Raw genomic sequence first — 18045 nt, forward strand, 5'->3', positions numbered from 1 at the left:
TTTTTGTATCGATTTAACAAACACCTTATATATGCAACGCGACGAACAAATTTTTGAACTCATTAAAGCTGAAAAAGAACGCCAGACCGATGGTATAGAATTAATAGCCTCAGAGAACTTTGTAAGCGACCAAGTGATGGAAGCTGCTGGTTCGGTATTAACCAACAAGTATGCCGAAGGTTATCCTGGAAAACGCTATTATGGTGGTTGTGAAGTGGTAGATGAAGTAGAGAATATTGCCATTGAAAGAGCAAAAACTTTATTTGGTGCTGCTTACGCAAACGTACAGCCGCATTCTGGAAGTCAAGCAAATACGGCTGTTTTCCATGCCTGCTTAAAACCTGGTGATACGATTTTAGGATTTGATTTGTCCCATGGTGGACATTTAACCCATGGTTCTCCTGTTAATTTTTCAGGTAAATTATATCGTCCTACGTTTTATGGTGTAAAGAAAGATACTGGACTTATTGATTACGATATGTTGGCTGACCAAGCTAAAAAAGAACAGCCAAAATTAATTATTGCTGGTGCTTCTGCATATTCTCGTGATATCGATTTTGCTAAGTTTAGGGAAGTGGCAGATAGTGTTGGCGCCGTTTTATTAGCAGATATTTCGCATCCTGCTGGTCTAATCGCCAAAGGGATTTTGAATGATCCAATGCCACATTGCCATATTGTGACAACCACGACACACAAAACATTACGTGGCCCTAGAGGCGGAATGATAATGATGAGCGAAAATATTGACAACCCATTTGGTATTACTTTAAAAAATGGTAAACTTCGTAAAATGTCTGGATTGTTGGATTCTGGTGTTTTTCCTGGAAATCAAGGTGGTCCATTAGAACATATTATTGCGGCTAAAGCGATTGCTTTTGGTGAGGCTTTAACCGATGAATTTATGCACTATATGTTGCGAGTAAAGCATAATGCAGATGCTATGGCTAAAGCATTTGTGGCTAAAGACTACAATTTAATTTCTGGCGGAACAGATAATCACATGATGCTAATTGATCTTCGAAATAAAAATATAACTGGAAAAGATGCCGAAAATGCCTTGGTAAAAGCAGATATTACAGTAAACAAGAATATGGTACCTTTTGATACCGAATCTCCATTTGTAACTTCAGGAATACGAGTAGGCACTGCTGCAATTACGACAAGAGGATTGAAAGAAAATGATATGGGCTATGTTGTGGATTTAATTGACGAAGTACTTAAAAACCATGACAATGAAACCGTTTTACAAGGTATTGCCGAGAAAGTTAATGAGTTAATGGGAGGACGTCCTTTGTTTAATGCTTAAATTTTACAAAACCTTTCAGTGCCGAAGACTCCGGATCAAAATAAATCTGAAATATGGAAATAAAAATGGCCTTTCATTTATTTGAAGGGCTTTTTAGTTTTCTTCCCGCTTTTATCAAATATAATGACATATATCATAAAACCTTAACAGTTTTTATTGGTAAGTTTGACGCTTAAATTAAATATAAAATGGAAAACGAATATAGCAGCTGGCACCATCCTTATAAACCATCTACAAAATACAAGAAAAAAGTAGCATACTTTAGTATGGAATTTGGTATCGATCAGTCTTTCAATATTTATTCTGGAGGTCTTGGTTTTCTAGCAGGTTCACATATGCGTTCTGGTTACGAACTTAAACAGAATATGATAGGCATTGGGATGCTTTGGAAATATGGATATTACGATCAAGCTAGAAATGACGATCAAACCTTAAAAACGGAATTTAACGTCAAGCATTTCGATTTTCTTGAAGATACCGGAATAGAAGTAGAGGTAAAGCTTCATGATAATCCACATGTAAAAGTAAGAGCGTATGTTTTAAAACCTGAAGTATTTGGTACTGTACCAATGTATTTTCTAACGACAGATGTGGATGGAAACGACCATTTATCACGTACTATAACCAATCATTTATATGATAATAATCCGGTAACCCGAGTTTCGCAAAGTATCATTTTGGGTATTGGTGGTGCTAAAGTTGTAGAGGCATTGGGTGGCGCAGACACGTATCATCTGAACGAAGGTCATGCCTTACCAGCCTTTTATTATTTAAGGGACCAAGGCGTTAAGAAAAACCAGATGGTTTTTACAACACATACGCCGGAAAAAGCGGGTAATGAAGAACGGGAAGCTAGACATTTAAATAGATGTGGGTTTTTTGGAAGGACTCTTTCGGAAGAAGAACTTGAAAAAGAAACCGTAAATGGAGGTATGATTAATTACACCATTGCTGCATTACGAATGGCTAAAAAAGCGAATGGCGTTTCAAAACTGCATGCGAAAGTTGCCAATGATATGTGGAAAGATTATGATGGTGTCAGTAAAATCATCCCAATAACAAATGCGCAGAATCAAAAATTTTGGCAAGATGCCAGTATCAAAAAAGCGTGGACAGCTCAAAATATAAAAGCCTATAAAACCCGTAAAACTATTTTGAAAAAAGAATTGTTTGAAGAGGTTTACAAGCAAACAGGAAAAACCTTTGATCCGAACGTATTGACCATAGTTTGGGCAAGGCGTTTTGCAGGTTACAAAAGAGCCGACTTATTATTGCACAATATAGAGCGATTTAAGAAATTAATTTCCAACGAAAAATATCCGGTTCAAATTATTTGGGCAGGTAAACCTTACCCTTTTGATTTCCAGGCTATCGACACGTTTGATTATTTGGTCAATCAATCCAAAAGTGAAAAGAGTCTCGCGGTGTTAATTGGTTATGAAATTGATTTATCCAAAAAACTAAAATGTGGATCTGATGTTTGGTTAAATACACCTCGAATTACGCGTGAAGCTTCTGGAACTAGTGGTATGACAGCCGCAATGAATGGATCTGTAAACGTTTCTACAAATGACGGTTGGATTCCCGAATTTGAAAAGGATGAAAAAAACTGTTTCGTTTTACCTGAATTAGATTATAAACTTCCGGTTTGGGATCAAGATAAAATTGATGCCGATAATTTGTATTCTATTTTAGAAAATAAAGTTATTCCAACCTATTATGATACGCCTAAAAAATGGCAGGACATTGTTTTTAATGGTATGGATGATGTTATTCCAGAATTTACAAGCCGAAGAATGGCAGACGAGTATTACAAGAAATTATTTTAACTCAAGTTTATCAATTATAAAGGCCTTTCGATTTAGTTTGAAAGGCTTTTTTTGTACAAGAAAAGTTCTGCTTATGATTTATTTTTTAAAGGAATTGAAATCTCAACAGCAAATGCACCAACGGATTGTTCAACGGTAGGATGTATATAAAATGAAAAGCCTAAATCAATATTATTATTGCGTCCTAATTCCAAACCAAAAGCAAATGGTATGTGAAATGATAATCCTTTTTTCTCAATGTTTGTAAATGTTGTCAATGTTTCAAATTTTCCTATTGATGCCCCAAAACCTAACTCGATATATGGTGCAACCCAAGGAATAGGTGCTCTTAATCTTGCTTTCCCACCAAACCAAAATGCTTTGGACTCTACCTTTTCATCTGTTGGATTATCATTAAGATCTTTACCATTAGAATTGGTCAAAATTAATCCGGCATATGGTTTTAATTCTACCCAAGAAGTAATATGCATAACAAACTCACCTTGAAGAAAAAAACCAGTACCAGCAACATCGTCGGCGCTTTCAAAGGGTGAACTCACTCCAAATCCGATTTGTGCGTTTAGTGATTTCTCTTTAATAAATTGAGCTTGGGATAAGTTTGAAAATAAAATTATAGCCGCTAATAGATTAAGGCGTTTTTTCATCTTTTATTTTAGTAAGGATTTTTTAATCTTCAAAAGTTGTGAAATTATAGGCACCAGCATCGATATCTCCTGTTCTTTCATTTCCTAGAATATCATCTTCAACCTCAAATGTAGAATTACCGATTCCTTTCGCACCAGAATCAAAACCTATGCGCATCATGTTTTCAAAAGAATTTTCAAAATCAGGATCTTGATTAAATACGTTGTCTTGATAAAAGATAGTATCACTAAAATTATAATTCCCTGATCCTTCGAGATTCTCATTATCAAATCTTAGTAAACAATTGGTAAATTTATAATTGAAAACGCTGCCTTCGTTTTCCAATAAAAATTCAGGATTATCATTTCCGAAGATAATACAGTTATTGAAATTGGCTTCCGTTAAATCGTTAGTAAAAACGGTATTATTTTCATCTATGATAAAATCATTTAAGAGTAGGGCAGGAAATTGTCTAAAACTGTTGTTCCAATAATTGGCAATCGTACAATGCGTCAAGTTATATTTTCCACCAAAAGTACCAGCAAAAGATGATTGTCCACAATTGTTAATTACCAAATTTTCGGCTGTTATCGATGTTGCAGTTCCTCTAATTCCAAAACTACTAATATTATAAATCTGTGAATTGGTAATGGTTAATTTATCATTTGACGCATTTTGATTGCCATCTGCAATAATGCCTACGGTTGCATTTTTAATAGTCGTATAATTAATAGTATTATTTTCACTTCCGTTGAATAACCAAATCGTTCCCCATTGACCAGGAATATCAGCATATAAAGGTTCTAAGCGATCACCTTCTAAAATGACTTCATTTTCTAAAGTTTCTTGGTCTGGACTTAATTCGCCATTAATATTTAGTGACCCATTATCAGTTACGATTATTCCAGAATCTGCATGAAAATGAACACGTGCACCAGCTTCCATAGTTAAGGTTTTGCCAGCACCTACACCTGCATACCCATAAATAACATAGGGTTTTTCATTGGTAAAAGTCAGTTCTTGATCCGTAAGAAAACGACCTTGTAGATTGGTTTCGTCTGGTGTGCCGTCGCCATCGACATCAAAAGTTAAGGTCTCAATGATATTGGTTGCATCATCTTTGTTTGGGTAAATAAAAACAGCATCCTTTACTAAAGTAACCACATCTATATCTTGTTGATTGCTGCCAGAATCGAATAAAATTCTATCCGTATATAAGAATTGGTTTTCTAGCGCACCTAATGATGAAATGTCAATAGTAGTTTCAATAAAAATGAATAAACTATCGTTGGCTAGTAGCTCTACATTTTCGAAGAATTTGCCTTCTTGTGCATCTTCTAAACCGGTTGCTCCATCCACATTCATTCTGTAATTTGAGTTGATTCCATTTTCAAGTTGTATCGTCGGAATTACAATGTCATCATCACTACGATTATAAACTTTCAAATTATATGTGCTTGAGCCAATATTTGTAAAAACAGTATCTAAATAGATGGTATCTCTTGCGAATTCTAGTTGGCCATTACTTGGTGTAAATTCAAAATCGTCACGACAAGAACTCCAAAATAATAAGATTCCGAAACATAATAAAAATGTTAGTAATCGTTTCACACGTTTAAATTTTAATAATTAAGAGATTTTAAAAGTAATTATAAAATTGAGAACGTGTGTAACCACTTCGTTCTCGCATTAAAAATTTTAAATATTTCCGTTGTCAATATTTATTTAAAATTTATTAACGCTCGTTTCATAAGTAATAAATATAATTAAGGCCTAAAAATATAACTTTTGAAGTTAGCATTTATTATAGAAGTGCATAAATTATATAGGTAACTCTTATTAGTTGTATCTATCGAATTCAGTAAAATTTAAGTTGTATTGAGGATCAGATTAATATGTAGAGTTATAGAACAAGTCTAATGAGAGGTTCTCGATAAAAAATTGCTAAAAAGCAATGTCACTCGAACTGACGTTAGCATAAAGTTTGCAAAATAGAAGCATTAATTCTTTATTACATTTTTTTCTCCATATTGCTCTAAAAGAATCAGGAACAACTGACTGTTTAAAACCAATTCTTCTAATAATTGCATTTTGTTCTCGTCTTTCAGCAATTCTGAACTGATTTCTTTGGCTTCGCAGAAATCATAAAACAGATTTTTTTTATCGTAAGGAATCTTTAAATTTTGAGTTATCAATTGCTTATTAAAAAAAGAACTTTTCTCAAATAACGAATCCATTTGTGTATATGTAATCGGTTGATAAATTGGTGTCCTGTATTTATCTTTTTTCTTTAAAAGTTTACCAACAAGACTTAGAAGTGCCAATATATTTCCACTTGTATGTTTATATAGGTGTGGATTGTTCTTAATATCTTCTTTCAAAAAATTTTTTAATTCAGCATTATAAGTTTCTTCAGTAAAAACAGGCTGTTCTATATCTGATTTTATTTCAACCTCGTCAAGTTCCGTAAGTATTTCTTTAAGCTCGAATACAGCAATACCTTCAAAATGAAAGTCTTTTAAGACAATGGCTTTCGGATGATAAAATATGGATTGAAATAAGAGAGTGTCATTGACTGTTGCACTAATACTAAAGTCGCCTTCGTCATTCGTTACTGTAAGCTGCTTTTGAGTGTCATTGTAGACTTTAATATTTTTTGCTGTTCCTTTGGCATCATAGACTTTTCCATTCAACGTTTGGGCATTTTGAATAAAAGGCACACATAAAAAAAGGAAGAGAAAAGTAAAGTTATGCATGACTGAGTGGGTTACTGCGTTAAAGAAACGTGTTTTGAATGAAAATCAACCCAATCTTAAAAAAACTTTAACCTAATAATTTGTTATTCCAACTTCGCTCAAGCTTCGGCAGGAGAGCGAGAATCGTTTCCAATTATGTTTTAAAGAATTGATTCATATGTACTCCCTTAAAAATGATTTGTTTTTACCTATTTAAAAAGCGCTCCAATTTCTGGAATGATACGAGTTGGACGCTGCGTTTTATTATCTATCAAACACCATTTTGCCTTCGAATTAACAATAAGTTGCTTGGTTTTTGTATTGATGATTTCGACATGTCTCGTAGTAGAAACCCCTTCAACCAAAGGAACATAGGTTTTTAAAAGCAAGGTATCGCCCAGTAATGCCTGACTTTTATATTCAATAAAATGGTTGACCAAAAACCAGGAATAGGTTTCTAAGATGTCTTTTGTGGCATAAGCCAACCAATGGTCTTTGGCAATATCTTGAACCCATTGTACATAGCGAACATTATTCACATGGTTAAGATCGTCGATATCGTCTTCGGAGACGGTTATGGTTTTTTCAAATATTTGCACTTCTTTTGTCTCTTTACAGATTGAATCACTAAATAACTAAAACCGTCTATCGTTTCGATATTTTTACTTCAAATAGCTTGTCCCAATTTTTTCCGGTTACAAAAATAGTTTGACGCTCTGGATGGTACGCGATGCCGTTTAAAACATCTAATTTTGGATGTTGCTTCACTAGTTTTCTTAGCGGTTTAAAATCAATAACGCCTTCAACACCTCCAGTTTTAGGATTGATAATTAAAACACCATTGCGTTGGTAAATATTAGCAAAGATTTTGCCATCAATCCATTCGAGTTCATTCAAACTTGGAATCATTCCTTTTTCAGTATAAACTTCTATATGACCTTGTTCTGTAAGGTTTTCAGGATTTAGGAGATAAATTTTTTCTGTACCATCGGATTTAAATAATGTCTTTCCATCATTGCAAATTCCCCAACCTTCTTTACTTGTTCCATAATTAAAGGTACTTAACTTTTCAAAAGTATTGACATCGTAAATAAAGCCGCGTTTAGCTTGCCAAGTCAGTTGATAGATTTTATCATTAAGAATAGTTAGGCCTTCTCCAAAATACTGGTCTTCTAAATCAATGTTTTTTAAGATTTCACCAGTTTCAAAATTAATTTTTCTGAGCTTGGATTCCTTTTTCTGACCTGTACTTTCGTACAATTCACCATTATAAAATTCCAAACCTTGTGTGTACGAACTAATGTCGTGGGGAAATGTATTTATAATTTCATACGTGTAAATAGATGGAATGATATTGTTATAAACTTTAACCGACTTCGTAATAGTCTCCATTTTGTCTCCGATTTTCACCTTTGCTGTGATGGTTTTATTTCCTAGTGAAATGTTATTTAAAACCATATTGTTTTCAATGGGTTTGCCGTTAAGCTCGTAACTAACATTGGAAACTTCTAGTTGTTTCGGATTGTGAATCGATAATTTTAACGTATCTCCAAGCATTAATGATTTTTCGGTTGTATTTATGGATAAACGCGATTGATTTGATGTATTTGAATCGCCACAATTCGATAAAAATAAACTTAAGGATAAGAGAATGAAATATTTAGCAAGATGCATAAGTTCTGTTTGAATTTTTAGCAAGTTATTAAATAAAATTCAGTTTAAAAATCATTGTGAAAGTAATTAAAGATTGTATCTTTGCCACTGGCAAGTCCTACACAACCAGCTCCTGTTGAATCCTCCAGGGCGGGAACGCAGCAAAGGTAAACGGTCGTAGCGGTGTGATGTAGGTAGCTTGCCTTTTTTTTTATCCCATCCTAGCCTTCCCCAAGGGAAGGAACTCTTACTCGGTTTCCATAAATGCTTACTTAGATTAATATACTTAATCTCGAACATATTTATTCGATTTTATATTTGGTTTATGCTAATTTTGGAATTTGTATTTTGCAATTGGAAATTTATAAATTATTATGTCTAAAGTTGTATTGATCACAGGAGGATCTTCTGGAATAGGAAAATCGGTTGGTGAGTTTCTTCAAGCCAAAGGATTTAAAGTTTATGGTACGAGCAGAAATCCCGAGAATTATCCAAACAGTAAATTTCAGATTGTAGCTTTAGATGTTACCCAACCAGAAACGATTTCAAATTGTATAGCAGAAATTTTAAAACATGAATCTCAAATAGATGTTTTGGTGAACAATGCTGGAGCAGGAATAACTGGTCCTATTGAAGAAATTCCAGACGAAGAAATAAAGCGCAATTTTGAAACCAATCTTTTCGGTCCCATAAATGTTATAAAAGCAGTTTTGCCAACTATGCGTCAACAGAATTCTGGTTTAATAATTAACATTACATCGATTGCTGGTTATATGGGTTTACCATATCGCGGCATTTATAGTGCAAGTAAAGGTGCGCTGGAACTCATTACCGAAGCTTTTCGAATGGAATTAAAAGGGTTTAATATCCATATGACCAATGTGGCTCCAGGCGATTTCGCCACTAATATTGCTGCTGGTCGCTATCATGCTCCAGTTTTAAAAGACTCTCCATATAAAACCACTTATGCAAAAACGTTAAGCATGATGGATGAACACGTGGATAGTGGAAGTGACCCGAAACAAATGGCAGAAGCAATTTATAAAATCATACAAACGAAGAACCCGAAAATTCATTATAAGGTTGGTGCTTTTATGCAAAAATTCTCTATTGTCTTAAAACGCATTCTCCCAGATAATGTTTATGAAAAGTTGTTGATGAATCATTATAAGTTGTAGGACTTGGTACATTATTTGTGATGTTAAATTGCAAATAAGCTATTATGAAACTACACTACAGTATTCCTTTAATATTCGGTTTATTATTCTTAGGTTGTGAAAACGGTATCAATTGCATCATTCCAAAAGAACCAGAACTTCCTAACAAATCATTTCCAATTGCCTCTACAGAAAGTTTTTATTATACCGATTTAAGAGTTGGTATAACTAATGAGCCAAGGGATGAAGATTATGATTATTATTTTGATGTTAGTGGTTTACCAGTCGGCATGGATTATTTTGTGAATTATAGAACCATAAGTATCGAAGGGACACCAGAATTTACAGGAACCTACAGAATCACAATCTACTTGGATGTTGATGGCCCTTTTAGGGAGTATGAAGATGATTCTGATGTATTGTGTAATTATAGTACATCTAAAACCTATATTTTAATTGTTGAATAACGAAGAGTGTATGTCATTAGCAACATGTCAAAAGATTATGAAAAATCATTTCTATTAATAAGGCTTTAAGTTGTAATTTTGCAACAACTAAAAAACACAACAATTCAAAATTACAATACATGAAATTTTTTATCGATACAGCGAACCTAGAGCAAATTAAAGAAGCTCAGGATATGGGTATTTTAGATGGTGTGACTACAAACCCATCGTTAATGGCAAAAGAAGGCATTACTGGTACAGACAGTATTATGAAGCATTATGTGGACATCTGCAACATTGTTGATGGCGATGTTTCTGCGGAAGTTATTTCTACTGATTTCGATGGTATGGTAAGGGAAGGCGAGGCATTGGCTGAACTTCACGACCAAATTGTGATTAAATTACCGATGATTAAAGATGGTATTAAGGCTTGCAAGTATTTTTCGGACAGAGGAATCAAAACAAACGTGACCTTGGTATTTTCTCCAGGTCAAGCTTTATTGGCGGCAAAAGCCGGTGCAACTTATGTCTCGCCATTTATTGGTCGTTTGGATGATATTTCTACAGATGGCTTAAACCTTATCGCAGAAATTCGTCATATCTATGATAATTATGCATTTGAAACTCAAATATTAGCTGCTTCTGTGCGTCACACTATGCACGTCATCGATTGTGCAAAACTAGGTGCTGATGTTATGACAGGACCTTTGAGTTCAATCACGGGATTATTGAAACATCCTTTAACTGATATTGGTTTAGAAAAATTCTTAGCGGATTATAAAAAAGGGAACTAAATTATAGGAGATAAAGAGTTATAAAGTGATTCAGAAATGAAGTCACAATTTAATTAACTATAGATTAAGAGCATCTTGTTTAACAATAAGATGCTTTTTTTCTAGCAAATTTTGTAATGTTTCGTTGAATTCTGAACTAAAAATATTAACGTTAGGATGCAATATAATTCCATCTTTATTAACAATAATAGCTTTGTTCAAATAATTCACTGCTAGAGTTTTAAGTGCTTTCTTTGAGTTTTTGAACTTAAACTCATTGATAGTGTTAAAGCTGTAGTTATCAATAATATTTTTCCAGAATTTATCGTCATTATCATTCACATTTATAGAGATAAAATCCATTTGTGGAAATTGTCGCTTTAATTTATCTACCATATAATGACTGTTGCGATATTGCGATTTTGAGTTCGATGACCAAAAGTATATAATGGTCGGTTTGGTAATAATTGAAGTTATAAAATGTTCCGTGTCATTGTAATTAACGAGTGCTATATTAGGCAAAGGGTTTCCCTGACGTAACAATTTCAATGAAGATACCAAATCCTTCATATAAGTTTTGTCTTCCTCGCTAGTCGTTTTTTCCAAATAATGGTCGAGTAAAGCATTGGCATCTTCCTCAGTATGGTTATAGCTAATAAATTCCCTCGCTTTGTATTTCAGTAAATTATTTTTAATCGTCGGCTCGGTAATTATACTATCAATTAAATCGAGTTTAGACTTATTGTAACACATAGCATGTCTATTGAATTTACTATGGTATGGATTGTTTTTGTAATAATCATCAATCGCCAAATTATCAATGTGTGAAAATAAAAAACGATTATAAGCAAAGAAGTTGCTCAATTGGCTCGCATTGTAATCAATATCCTTTCTGTGTGCGAAAAAGTCTTCAGGTAAATCTTTGATATGGATTAATTTATTATTTCCGAAATATGCAAACGGGTAAATTTCCTTATCAGCATAGGTGTTGTAATTTATATTAGCTTCAATAATGGATTTAAAAAAATCAGATTCTTCATTACGTTCTAAAAACTTATGAAATTCATCTAATTGATCTTGACGTCTTTCCTCTACAAACGCATTGAAGACCTCTGGTACCATTCTAGAATATTTTACTAATTTCTTGGCTTCCTTTTCGTTAGATAAATACGTTTTTATAAGATAGTTATTCTTCTTTGCGCCTTCGCCTGTAAAGACCAAAGATTCATCAAAATCGTAGGTGTTTAACCTAAACATAAGACTATCGTTAGGTTCTAAAAGCAGCATTTGATATTCGCCGCCATGCGTTATGGAATGAAGTCCTGGTTGAAGATTTTCGATTTTGTAAATAAATCGGTTGTCAGCATCTAATGTAATGGAATCAACAATTTTACCCTTATTGTTGTAAAGCAATAAATTGTTATTTTTGGGATTGATAATTTCGCCACCAATATAAGCATGTTCACTAGCATTGCTGCCTTTGAACTGACATCCAAAAACAGTTGACATTATTGTAACAGCAAATACAATGCGAAGGATAAACATGGGTTTGTTTTGTATTAGTTTAGTCAAACAAAAATAGCGGAAGCATTGCGCAACTCCTGTTAATACCTCGTTAAATCTTGTTAAGTGACGGTTTAATCCGTTAAATGGCGAGGGTATAAGTAGTGAAATTTTCTACTTTATGAGGCCGTTTTATAATGTTTTTAAACGCTACCTAAGCAAAACACACTTCGAAACCAAATGAAAAACATTTATGGTTTTTTTAAGATTCAAAATACAGTTAAATGGCTGAGTTTGCGTTTAATTTTCTACTTTTGCAATCTCAAAAAAAATAAGGTTAACACAATAAAGTTTTAAGATATGTTATCAGTTTCTAATCTCTCGGTACAATTCGGAAAGCGCGTTCTTTTTGATGAAGTAAGCACCACATTCAATAATGGTAATTGCTATGGAATTATTGGTGCCAATGGTGCCGGAAAATCCACGTTTCTAAAAATTATCGCTGGCAAGATGGATCCAACATCTGGAAGTGTGCATTTAGAGCCAGGAAAGCGTATGTCTGTTTTAGAGCAGGATCACAACAAGCATGATGAAGATACTGTTTTGGAAACTGTATTAAAAGGAAACAAATCACTATATAAGTTGAAATCCCAAATTGATGCCTTATACGCTGATTATACGGATGAAAATGCTGAGAAAATTGGAGAGCTTCAGGTACAGTTTGAAGAAATGAACGGATGGAATGCCGATAGTGATGCAGCAGCCATGTTATCTAACTTAGGTATAAAGGAGGAACATCATTATACCTTAATGAAAGATTTGGATGGTAAACAAAAAGTCCGCGTGCTGTTGGCTCAAGCCTTATTCGGTAATCCGGATTTGTTGATAATGGATGAGCCTACCAATGATTTGGATTATGAAACCATCTCTTGGTTAGAAAATTTCTTGGCAAATTATGATAACTGTGTCATTGTAGTATCTCACGATAGACACTTTTTGGATTCGGTTTGTACACATATTTCTGATATCGATTTTGGGAAAATTAACCATTTCTCTGGTAACTATACCTTTTGGTATGAGTCGTCTCAATTAGCGGCAAGACAACATGCACAGCAAAATAAAAAAGCTGAAGAGAAGAAAAAGGAACTCGAAGATTTTATCCGTCGTTTTTCGGCCAACGTTGCAAAATCCAAACAAGCAACCAGTAGAAAGAAGATGATCGATAAACTGAACATTTCTGAAATAAGACGTTCTAGTCGTCGTTATCCGGCGATAATTTTTGAACGCGATCGCGAAGCTGGAGACCAAATTTTAAATGTTGAAGGTCTATCGGCCAGTTTAGATGGCGAAGTATTATTTAAGGATATTGATATCAATTTGAATAAAGGTGATAAAGTGGTCGTTTATTCTAAAGATTCAAGAGCTACAACGGCATTTTATCAAATTTTGAATGGCAACGAAAAAGCAGATGCAGGAAAATTTTCTTGGGGAGTAACCACCACGCAATCGTATTTACCACTGGATAATAGTGAATTTTTCAACAACAAATTATCATTGGTCGATTGGTTACGTCAATGGGCAACTACGGAAGAAGAACGTGAAGAAGTCCATATCAGAGGATTTTTGGGGAAGATGATTTTTAGTGGAGAAGAAGCTTTAAAAACAGCAGATGTATTGTCTGGAGGCGAAAAGGTACGTTGTATGTTAAGTCGAATGATGATGATAAGAGCCAACGTTTTAATGCTGGACGAACCAACAAATCACTTGGATTTGGAAAGTATTACAGCTTTTAATAATTCACTTAAAAACTTTAAAGGCACAGTAATGTTAACCACTCATGACCATGAGTTTGCACAAACCGTAGGTAACCGTATTATAGAATTAACACCAAACGGCGTCATTGATCGTTATATGACTTTTGATGAGTATATGAGTGATACAAAGATTAAAGAGCAGCGCGAGAAGATGTATGGTGTGACGGTTTAAGCTCTTCACCTTATTTATGAATTAAAAAAATGCTAGTGAATATAAACCCTAGCATTTTTTTTGGAATGATTTTATAAAAAAATATAATCATTAATTAATATTCTTAAGATGCTTGATATCTTAATTTTATTGAATATTGCTAACTAAGAAGAAGCTTCCATCTCAGCCTTAACACGATTCACAATGACCATGGCTTTATCTAATTCATCGTTATGCACAAATACTTCTTGATAACCACTGTTGATTGAACCTTGACCTCCTAATCGTTGTGATTCGCCTTCGTCTTTTATTATGGGAATAATTCCTGTACGCTCTAATTCGTCTCTAACTCGGATAGCTAAAATGGAACTACCTTCATAAACTTTTGTATATTCTATCGTGCTCATAATATTAGGATTTAAATGTAATAGTAAGTTACGAAAAACTTCAGAATGTTACACTATTTTAGGAGGAACTCTTTTCTAAAATTCTTCAATTAACATAAAAACCACATTTCAAAATATATTCTAGGCATTAAAATATCTGCTATTCCAAATGGCAGTATTAAAATTTTTACCAGTAGCAAACCCATAATAAATCACCATTGCAGCAATACATTTGAACATAAAAAAGAAAATCATTCCTATTTGTGAATCGGTCATGTTATGGGCAAAAAGGCCATCTGGCACTAAACCTGTAGCAATTAGACTCACCAGAAGTGTGGTAACCAAAAGATTGACGATATTTTTGAATGGTAACATCAGTAACTTTCTAAAAGGGTGAAGGTCATTTCCCCATTTATGGATTAGATAATAATACCCATTTCCAATAGGTGCAAAAAGTAAAGGATCGTCTGCATTTTCTAGTTTGAATAATTTTGAAGGCGCCACAATTTTAAAACCATTGATTTCTGTATTATGGTCTTTTTCCAGTTGCTTTATTTTAGAAATGGCTTCATAGGGTAATTCGCCTTTGAAATATTTGGTATCCAAAAACCGAAGTCTATAATCAATGCAAATGGTTTTAATAGCGTCAATGTGATAGATGTGTTCTGTGGCGAGTAAATCGAATTTAAAATTGTTATCGATGCCGTTGTTGGACGCTGACAAGGTATCTAGAATTCTTTCATCCTTAATGTCATCTTGTTGAAGTATTTGATGTACTTCGTTAAGAATAAAATCTTCATTGTTTTGGCGCTTTTTGAAACGCCGTAATTTTTCTTCAACATTAGTTTTCTTAAATAGCATGACGATTTTTTCTTTTAAAAATATAAATCAAATTTATCATTTACAACATTTTAACACTATTGGTCTTATTTAGAATGGCACTATTTAATTGAATATAATAATTCAATATGACATTTATTTACAAACGATTAGATCCAATTAAAATATTTTGTGTTCGTTTAAAGTATAGGATCTTGAGCAATTAGTGTTATGAAATAAAGTTTCTTTGCTCTTTTATAATTCGTGAACTAAAATTATAAGAATGGCATAAAGATTTTAATTCTGTTCTTTTTTTGTTTAGGATAGAAATAAAGTTTTCGTCATTGCCGACCAGCAAAGCCAGCTAGATAAGTTTGCTATAACACGAAAAGACTATTCGAATGCTGAAAATAGATTTTAACTATTAAAATATAAGTTAAAAAAATATAGAGATTTTATTTGAAGCTGAATATTCTTTAACTTTAGGGATATTTAACTTCTAAAACTTCTAACGATAAAACAACAATTTAATCATGGACAATAAAAACACAGAGACTTTTGAACTTAATAACAACGATGCGAGTCAATGCCCATTCTTAAGCGGAAAGCAAGAAGCGGTCGCAGGAGGTGGAGTAAAAAACAGGGATTGGTGGCCAAATGAATTAAAATTGAATATTTTAAGACAGCATGCCTCAAAGAACGATCCTTTAGGTGACGATTTTGATTATGCTGAAGCGTTTAAGAGCGTCAACTTTTCAGAATTAAAACAAGATGTTCTTAATTTAATGACGGATTCACAAGACTGGTGGCCTGCCGATTATGGGCATTATGGTGGTTTTATGATTCGTATGGCGTGGCATAGTGCTGGTACTTATAGAGTAGGTGATGGACGTGGTGGTGCTGGTACAGGTAATCAACGTTTTGCACCGATAAATAGCTGGCCAGATAATGGTAACTTGGATAAAGCGAGATTGTTATTATGGCCAATTAAGCAAAAATATGGTAGAAAAGTATCTTGGGCGGATCTTATGATTTTGGCTGGAAATTGTGCTTTGGAATCCATGGGATTCCCAACCTTTGGTTTTGCAGGTGGAAGAGAGGATATTTGGGAGCCAGAACAAGATGTATATTGGGGAAGTGAAACGGAATGGGGCGCCAATGAAAAACGTTATGGAAACAGTGATAACTACAATGAGCGTGACTTGGAGGATCCACTAGCGGCAGTAATGATGGGTTGGATTTACGTTAATCCTGAAGGGCCAGACGGCAAACCAGATCCAATGGGTTCTGCCAAGGATGTAAGGGAAACGTTTGGTAGAATGGCAATGAACGATGAAGAAACGGTAGCTTTAATTGCAGGCGGACATACGTTTGGTAAAGCGCATGGTGCTGCAGATCCGAATGAATATGTTGGCGCAGAGCCTCATGGTTCGCCGATTGAAGATATGAGTATGGGATGGAAGAATTCATTTAATAGTGGTGTTTTGGATGATGTTATTACCAGTGGTATCGAAGGTGCATGGACACCGCATCCAACACGTTGGGACAATGAATATTTTGATGTTTTATTAAACAAAGAATGGGAATTAGTAAAAAGTCCAGCTGGTGCCCACCAATGGACACCAACGGCTGATTCTAATGCGCCAATGGCACCAAAAGCTGGTGACGCTAATGGCAGACAAGCGCTGATGATGACTACTGCAGATATTGCTTTAAAAACAGACCCTGCATATCTGGAAATTTCAAAACGTTTCCATAAAGATCATAAAGCCTTTGAAGATGCGTTTGCCAGAGCTTGGTACAAGCTAACACATAGAGATATGGGACCAATAGATCGTTATTTAGGACCAGAAGTACCAAGTGAGGAATTAATTTGGCAAGATCCAATTCCGAAAGTGGATTATAATCTAAGTGATGCTGATATTTCGTCTTTAAAGCAAATGCTAATGGACTCTGGTTTGTCAATTTCAGAACTAGTAAGAACAGCTTGGGCTTCGGCTTCAACTTATAGAAACTCTGACAAAAGAGGTGGCGCTAATGGTGCACGTTTACGCTTAGAGCCACAACGCAGCTGGAAAGTAAATAATCCTGAAGAACTGGATAAAGTATTGAAAGTACTTTCCGACATTCAATCTAAATTTGATGGAACGATTTCTATGGCCGATTTAATAGTATTGGCAGGTACAGTTGGTGTTGAAGAAGCAGCCAAGAAAGCAGGTCATAACATTTCTGTGCCATTTTCACAGGGTAGAGGTGATGCGTCACAAGAGCAAACGGATATTGAGCAATTTAATTATTTGAAACCTCTTGGTGATGGTTTTAGAAATTACCAAAATGCGAATATGGATATCAAAGCTGAAGATCTTTTGATTGACAAGGCGAACTTGATGTCACTTTCAATTCCAGAAATGACCGTTTTAGTAGGAGGTATGCGTGTGTTGGGAGCAAATTATGATGGCTCTAGACATGGTGTGTTTACGGATAACGTAGGAAGCTTAACCAATGATTTCTTTAAAAATCTATTAGATTTATCAATCACTTGGAAAGCCGCCACATCAGAAGAAAAAGAATTTATAGGTCGTGACCGTAAAACAGGAGCGATGAAATTCTCAGCCACAAGAGCAGATTTAATCTTTGGTTCTAACTCGGAATTAAGAGCCGTTTGTGAAGTTTACGGCGCAAATGATGGCGAAGAAAAATTTGTTAAGGATTTTGTTGCCGCTTGGACTAAAGTGATGAATGCTGATCGTTTTGATTTGAAGTAATTATTTGATTAATAGCAATTAGAAAAGGTGATTCAGGAATGGATCACCTTTTTTATAATTGTTACTAAAAAGAAGTAACGGATT

15 protein-coding genes and 1 other RNA gene are annotated in these 18045 nt (G+C 34.3%); 8 read left to right on the top strand and 8 right to left on the bottom strand.

Annotated features, from left to right (window positions below):
* The first annotated feature begins 31 nt into the window (after positions 1–31).
* Positions 32–1306 carry a serine hydroxymethyltransferase gene (locus HM990_RS06350; protein WP_178988122.1) on the top strand — a complete coding sequence of 425 codons (1275 nt, stop codon included), beginning with the start codon at positions 32–34 and terminating at the stop codon, positions 1304–1306.
* A gap of 188 nt (positions 1307–1494) precedes the next feature.
* Positions 1495–3135, top strand: coding sequence for an alpha-glucan family phosphorylase (gene glgP, locus HM990_RS06355; RefSeq protein WP_178988123.1), 1641 nt, complete (start codon positions 1495–1497; stop codon positions 3133–3135).
* Positions 3136–3206: 71 nt separating this feature from the next.
* Here the strand turns inward: glgP and HM990_RS06360 are convergent, their stop codons facing one another.
* From HM990_RS06360 to HM990_RS06380, 5 genes are all read right to left on the bottom strand, one after another.
* A complete protein-coding gene (locus HM990_RS06360) occupies positions 3207–3779 on the bottom strand; it encodes an outer membrane beta-barrel protein (RefSeq protein ID WP_178988124.1) in 573 nt (190 codons plus the stop codon).
* A 22-nt stretch (positions 3780–3801) separates the two neighbouring features.
* Positions 3802–5370, bottom strand: a complete 1569-nt coding sequence (locus tag HM990_RS06365) for a hypothetical protein (protein WP_178988125.1) — start codon at positions 5368–5370, stop codon at positions 3802–3804.
* A gap of 389 nt (positions 5371–5759) precedes the next feature.
* The gene (locus HM990_RS06370; RefSeq protein WP_178988126.1) at positions 5760–6515 is read right to left on the bottom strand and encodes a hypothetical protein; all 756 of its coding nucleotides are present in this window, start codon (positions 6513–6515) and stop codon (positions 5760–5762) included.
* 188 nt (positions 6516–6703) lie between these two features.
* Positions 6704–7093 (bottom strand): acyl-CoA thioesterase, encoded by a 390-nt coding sequence (locus tag HM990_RS06375; RefSeq protein ID WP_178988127.1) that lies wholly within the window; start codon positions 7091–7093, stop codon positions 6704–6706.
* A gap of 46 nt (positions 7094–7139) precedes the next feature.
* Complete coding sequence (locus HM990_RS06380) at positions 7140–8168, bottom strand: glutaminyl-peptide cyclotransferase (protein WP_178988128.1); 1029 nt, start codon at positions 8166–8168, stop codon at positions 7140–7142.
* Positions 8169–8256: 88 nt separating this feature from the next.
* Here HM990_RS06380 and ffs point away from each other — a divergent pair.
* The 4 genes from ffs to fsa all read left to right on the top strand — a co-directional run bounded on the left by ffs (position 8257) and on the right by fsa (position 10544).
* An RNA gene (ffs, locus tag HM990_RS06385) (signal recognition particle sRNA small type) lies at positions 8257–8355 on the top strand.
* A gap of 166 nt (positions 8356–8521) precedes the next feature.
* Positions 8522–9325, top strand: coding sequence for an SDR family oxidoreductase (locus HM990_RS06390; RefSeq protein ID WP_178988129.1), 804 nt, complete (start codon positions 8522–8524; stop codon positions 9323–9325).
* A gap of 44 nt (positions 9326–9369) precedes the next feature.
* Positions 9370–9771, top strand: coding sequence for a hypothetical protein (locus HM990_RS06395; RefSeq protein ID WP_178988130.1), 402 nt, complete (start codon positions 9370–9372; stop codon positions 9769–9771).
* Between the two features lie 119 nt (positions 9772–9890).
* Positions 9891–10544 (top strand): fructose-6-phosphate aldolase, encoded by a 654-nt coding sequence (gene fsa, locus HM990_RS06400; RefSeq protein WP_178988131.1) that lies wholly within the window; start codon positions 9891–9893, stop codon positions 10542–10544.
* 57 nt (positions 10545–10601) lie between these two features.
* Here the strand turns inward: fsa and HM990_RS06405 are convergent, their stop codons facing one another.
* The gene (locus HM990_RS06405; RefSeq protein WP_178988132.1) at positions 10602–12032 is read right to left on the bottom strand and encodes a TlpA family protein disulfide reductase; all 1431 of its coding nucleotides are present in this window, start codon (positions 12030–12032) and stop codon (positions 10602–10604) included.
* A 354-nt stretch (positions 12033–12386) separates the two neighbouring features.
* Here HM990_RS06405 and HM990_RS06410 point away from each other — a divergent pair, with 354 nt between their 5' ends.
* Positions 12387–14012 carry an ABC-F family ATP-binding cassette domain-containing protein gene (locus tag HM990_RS06410; RefSeq protein WP_178988133.1) on the top strand — a complete coding sequence of 542 codons (1626 nt, stop codon included), beginning with the start codon at positions 12387–12389 and terminating at the stop codon, positions 14010–14012.
* Between the two features lie 143 nt (positions 14013–14155).
* On the opposite strand, the gene HM990_RS06415 is transcribed toward HM990_RS06410, so the two are convergent.
* Together HM990_RS06415 and HM990_RS06420 are read right to left on the bottom strand one after the other, a co-directional pair.
* The gene (locus HM990_RS06415; protein ID WP_178988134.1) at positions 14156–14398 is read right to left on the bottom strand and encodes a putative signal transducing protein; all 243 of its coding nucleotides are present in this window, start codon (positions 14396–14398) and stop codon (positions 14156–14158) included.
* A 120-nt stretch (positions 14399–14518) separates the two neighbouring features.
* Entirely contained in the window at positions 14519–15238 is a 720-nt protein-coding gene (locus HM990_RS06420; protein ID WP_178988135.1) for a hypothetical protein, read from the bottom strand.
* Between the two features lie 491 nt (positions 15239–15729).
* On the opposite strand from HM990_RS06420, the gene katG reads away from it, so the two are divergent.
* On the top strand, positions 15730–17961 hold the full coding sequence (gene katG, locus HM990_RS06425) for a catalase/peroxidase HPI (protein ID WP_178988136.1): 2232 nt from the start codon (positions 15730–15732) through the stop codon (positions 17959–17961).
* Positions 17962–18045: the final 84 nt, after the last annotated feature.

It is taken from the genome of Winogradskyella schleiferi (genome assembly GCF_013394655.1).
Classification (GTDB): domain Bacteria; phylum Bacteroidota; class Bacteroidia; order Flavobacteriales; family Flavobacteriaceae; genus Winogradskyella; species Winogradskyella schleiferi.